We start from the raw sequence: 1405 nt of genomic DNA on the forward strand, positions 1-1405 counted from the left end.
GGGCGTTATGAGGTCGGTCTTTCTTTTTGGTCTCAGAGGCTTGCCGCGTTTCGTTTGGTAGGTGATTTTCCAGATATGTCTTTATTGCGGCTGTAAGCTCTCGCTGGTGCAAGATGGGCTTTTTTTGTCCGTTGGCTCACCGCTTTATGGTAGTAATCAAAAGGGTTAAGCAGATCGAAAATGCGGTGTCTTGAATCTTGGCGTTGATGCTCGTTCATTCTATTCTTTGTGTCAGCCGTTTTTGTTCGGTTCGGAGCCGCCGTCATAACAAACTGCTCAACGGGACAAAAACACGCGCCACTTTTGGTTCGGTTTAGTTTCGAGATTCCAGTTGGTCAGGGTGGGTGTAATGGCTTGGTTTTTGCCCTTTAGCAGGGCGTTATGTTACTACGAGATATGAGAAGTTAAATGAACAAAAAGTTGTTGGTTAGTGGCTCGCTGCTTGCGGTAGCCGCTTTATTTTTTGTGGGTAAACGAGGTGGTGAGGAGCTGTCACTTCCTGTTTGTGAATCAATCCCAAAAGTTGATACACCAGTACATTTTTTCTCAGATGACTCCATTAGCGAGACACGAATTGAAGAGTTTATTGACTATTCAAACCTTATTTTAGAAAACTCTTGTATCCCGATAAAACGTACACTTTCAGGTATTACCAGACTCGATTTGACAGATTTCAAAAGTAAATACAGTGGTAAGTTACATCAACAATTAGTTCTCAATGTAGGTGATTCGACTCTTGAACCAATGCAAAAAATTGGAAACTATTATGTGCTAGTTCTTCCTAAAGACTCTCCATTCTCTCAATATAGAGCGGGAGTTGCTCATGTAAATTTCAGCCGCAGCTTTTTGGCTTTATCTTATGATGCAAAGCCTCATGTTTTAGAGCATGAACTGGGGCATTTAGCGTGGGCGTGGCATGATCGTACAGCGGTATACTGGCTAAAAGAACAGCTTTTAACAGAACATCACAAACAAATTAAGCCCTATGCATTTGGTGCTCGGTGTTATGATGCTGGTACGGTCATGACGTATGCAGAGAAAATATTGCCAGTCTACTCATCACCGAATATTAAGTATTATGGGAAAGCTTGTGGTAATGCTGAAACCGCAGACAATGCACGACATATGCGAGACTTCGCTCAATCGCTGATGTTAGCACCGTAACATAACAAACTGTTCAAGAGGGATTCAGCACGCGTGGCATTTTTGGTATGCGTTGGTTTTTGTGTTGAAGTGCCATGCGGAAATTTGGTCATTGCGTGCTTCACCCCTTAACAGGGCTACATGGATTCCCCCGGTTGTCAAACATCCGCTAAACTTCAAGTGATGGGTTTTGGACTGCCGCTCTACATTCGGTCTCTATATCGATGGTTCGCAACATCGTGACCCTGATGACTTTGCGCGA

At 43.5% G+C, this 1405-nt stretch carries 1 protein-coding gene; it reads left to right on the forward strand.

Annotation, left to right across the window (positions count from 1 at the left end; all coding sequences use genetic code 11):
• Window positions 1–408: 408 nt before the first annotated feature.
• Window positions 409–1164 (forward strand): zinc metalloprotease, encoded by a 756-nt coding sequence (locus tag DI392_RS19315; RefSeq protein ID WP_109321328.1) that lies wholly within the window; start codon window positions 409–411, stop codon window positions 1162–1164.
• Window positions 1165–1405: the final 241 nt, after the last annotated feature.

Source organism: Vibrio albus, assembly GCF_003144035.1.
Lineage (GTDB): Bacteria > Pseudomonadota > Gammaproteobacteria > Enterobacterales > Vibrionaceae > Vibrio > Vibrio albus.